Here is a 3,202-nt window from a genome sequence, read left to right as displayed (position 1 = left end):
CAAAATGCGTGTTACCATTCCGGCTGTCGACCTTGGCGAAGCGAAGCTGGTTTACTTTACCGAAGGCGAATTGGATATCGCAATTTTAGCTTCCTGCTGTTTGCCGGGCATTTTTAAACCCATTATGATCAACGACCACATGTTTGTAGATGGTGGCATCCTCAATAATTTTCCGGTTGAACCACTGGTAGGCAATTGCGACCTGATCATTGGTTCGTGCTGTAACCATTTGCCGGTGGTTACAACCATCAAATCTTTTGGGAACCTGGTTGACAGGGCTGCGATGATAACCATTAACTCAAGCCTCAATACGCATAAAATGCTGTGCGACATAGTTATTGAGCCTCACGGTTTGGGAGGTTACGGTATTTTTGATACCGACGCAGCCGAAGAAATATATATGATAGGCTACGAAGAGGGCCTAAAGGCCATCAACGCCAACGAAAAATTGAGAGAGGTTGTCCTGGCACAAAAAAATAAAGACAGACCGGCTGATGTTTAGTCTTTAGTCGAAAGCCTTAAGTTCCAAGTGTAAAAAACGAATCCGCTTTTGACTTAGAACTTAAGACTTCCGACTTAACGAATTATGGGAACTTAACCCCATTATAATCCGAGATATTTACCTGCGGTATTGATGAACTATATTTATCATTAATAGCTTTGATAAATTCATTGGCTACAATAGCATATCCGCGAGGAGTGAGGTGCACCCCGTCCAGAGAGAACAGCCCACCACTGATATAATTTGAATTAACACTTACCCCGTTAACCACCAGGCCATTCAGTTTTATGTTTTGTAAAAAAGTATAGGCATCAAATACCGCCAGCCCTTTTGATGCTGCCACAGATTTGATGGTATTATTATAAGAAGTAACATAATCCGCGGTAAGGGCCACTTCTTTTTCGTCAAGCACATACTGGTTGTCTATCGGTGTATATGGCGTTAAACCATAAGGAAGGTTGCCAACAGGCGTTGCAACCGGTTGCCCGATCTTGCTTGTAGGGAAGGTAAGTATGATAAGATCGTTTGGAGTTGCCGCACGTGGGGCATAGGTGCTTCCTGAAACCAGCGCGTTGATGTATAAAGCCTTTGCTGCCGGGTTCGCCTTTTGTACACCTGCCAGTATTGCATTAACGGTAATAGTATTAAAATAAGGTATCGAGGTTACGTCAGGTACGGTTGCAACTACACCTTTCTGGCCTTTGGCGGTGAGGGTGTTTATCAATACACTGTATAAAGCAGCAAATGTGCTTTTGTCTGTCAGTACATCGCCTGCCCCTCCGGATGTGGCATACGCTAAAGCATCATTATTCCCAAGCCAGTTTGAGAAAAAGGTGAACGGCTTAGCCATCACAAAATCAAGATAGGTAGTGGAGTTTGTTGGCGCATTACCTGGCAGCAGGCGTTCAAAATACCCGTTAAGGTTACCGTAGGGGGCGTAAGTGATATGCAGCAGCTTAATGCCGGGTACACCATAGTTGTTGATATCGCCGGTATATTTGGTATATAAAGTAACATTTCCAAAACCGGGGACAGGAAGTATCCCGCGTATTGCAAGGTTCGTAGTTACCGGAGTTGTGATAGGTGTACCATCAGCGTTAAACCCGGTGAGTGACAAATAGCCCGATCCATTGGCCTGAGCGGTACTGAATAACGGCTGTGAAAATGTTCCCCCGCCAACCGACTGCATTTGCTTGCCAATAATGCTGGGATAGGATACTTGCTGGCCAGCAAGATATAAGCCTCCATCGGCATAGCCGGCAGTAAGCGAATTGCCTAAGGCGATGTATCTTGAAAAATCAACAGAACCGGCGGACGGTTTTGGCGTATGTACCTCGGGCTTGCAGGCACCTAATAACAGTAACCCTGCAATAATATAAATATGTTGTTTAAACGTTTTCATGTATTAATTTCTTTAAGGGTTACCAATGATAGGCCAATGAGATGCCCGGTATATATACATCGGTTTTAAATGTTCCTGATAACTGCGATTCGATATTGGTTTGGGTACGCTGCATCAGGTGCTCATACTCAAATGAGATATCAATATCAAGGTGTTTGGCTACCGTATAACCTAAACCAAGGGTACCATAAACACGGTTGGCATCAGGAGCTTCGGGAGTTACATAGCCGTCCAAAACAGCAGTGCCGGCATAGCCGCCGCCAAACCGGAGGGCAAGTTTATCATTGGCTTTATATTGAGCGCCACCGCGTATACTGTATGCCTGCTGGTAATTCCGGGCAGAGTGGGTATCCTGTAATATCGCCGTATTGGTTTTATAATCAAATGATAATGTTTTATAAGAATCCCAGTTAACCAGGTTAACATCCAGGGCAAGGATCCATTTGCGGGGATAAAAGCCGAAACCAATGGAATTGGTGGCGGGTAGCGGTATGGTTGCACTAAAAGTATTAGGTTGCGGAAAACTGCTTTGTATCGATGCCGGTACTTTAAAAATGGCATTACCTGACGAAATGGTAGTGTTTACCTGCGACCGGTGTGTGATCCCTACGGTTATGCCCGCTTCTGTTTTGAAGTAAACACCCGCATTCCAGCCGTAGCCTTTGCCGCCTCCTTTCAATTCGGCCTGACCAGGTTCGCCATTGCTGTTTGCAAGGGGGATGGCCCGGGTCAAATCGACGCTGCCGTGGTTATAAACAAAGCCTCCGCCTATGCTCATCCAGTCTGCCAGTTTTATACTTAGTGTGGGCTGAATGTAAATGGCTTTCAGGTTAAGGCTTTCCAGCACATATTTACCCTGCCAGGTATTACCCCAGTCGGTTAAACCGCCAAAAGGGGTATAAACACCTATCCCGAATTTCCAGAAAGAAGATTTTGGTCCCCATACCGCATAAGCTTCAAAAGGCGTTGCTACCTTATTGGCAGTGTGGTTCTGTATGGAGGTTCCGGCCGGGTTGAAAACGGATTTGAAAAATAAAGGACTTATCCCTCCCTGTAAATAATTTTCGGGCAGCATAGCCACAGCGCCCGGGTTAAAAAATATGGAAGCGCCATCCTGTACAATACCCGTACCGGTATGCCCCATACCTATTTGCTTTTGCCCCTCCAGGTTAACCTGAAAACCCTGGGAAAAAGCTAACAGCGGCGCCATGGTGAGCACCAAGAGTAAAATTTTTCTCATAAGAATTATAATTGGTTCGCGACAGGAAATTGCTTTTAGGTTACAACTTGAAACTGTC

The 3,202-nt window shown here is 45.3% G+C and carries 3 protein-coding genes; 1 reads left to right on the top strand and 2 read right to left on the bottom strand.

The features are described from left to right. Positions 1 to 502 (top strand): patatin-like phospholipase family protein (locus tag VF500_RS27660; protein ID WP_330862761.1); only part of this gene is annotated, 502 nt, incomplete at its 5' end. An 82-nt stretch (positions 503 to 584) separates the two neighbouring features. Here VF500_RS27660 and VF500_RS27655 read toward each other — a convergent pair. Then, positions 585 to 1,904, bottom strand: coding sequence for an SGNH/GDSL hydrolase family protein (locus tag VF500_RS27655; protein ID WP_330862760.1), 1,320 nt, complete (start codon positions 1,902 to 1,904; stop codon positions 585 to 587). Positions 1,905 to 1,923: 19 nt separating this feature from the next. After that, positions 1,924 to 3,144, bottom strand: a complete 1,221-nt coding sequence (locus tag VF500_RS27650) for an OmpP1/FadL family transporter (RefSeq protein ID WP_330862759.1) — start codon at positions 3,142 to 3,144, stop codon at positions 1,924 to 1,926. Positions 3,145 to 3,202 lie beyond the last annotated feature (58 nt).

Origin of the sequence: Mucilaginibacter sp. (assembly GCF_036383575.1) — a bacterium.
GTDB lineage: Bacteria > Bacteroidota > Bacteroidia > Sphingobacteriales > Sphingobacteriaceae > Mucilaginibacter.
This window is presented reverse-complemented; position numbering and strand designations above follow the sequence as displayed.

Bases quoted from the DNA above. Each gene is read 5' to 3' on its own strand.
- VF500_RS27655 (WP_330862760.1), bottom strand. From the start codon at position 1,904: ATGAAAACGTTTAAACAACATATTTATATTATTGCAGGGTTACTGTTA.
- VF500_RS27650 (WP_330862759.1), bottom strand. From the start codon at position 3,144: ATGAGAAAAATTTTACTCTTGGTGCTCACCATGGCGCCGCTGTTAGCT.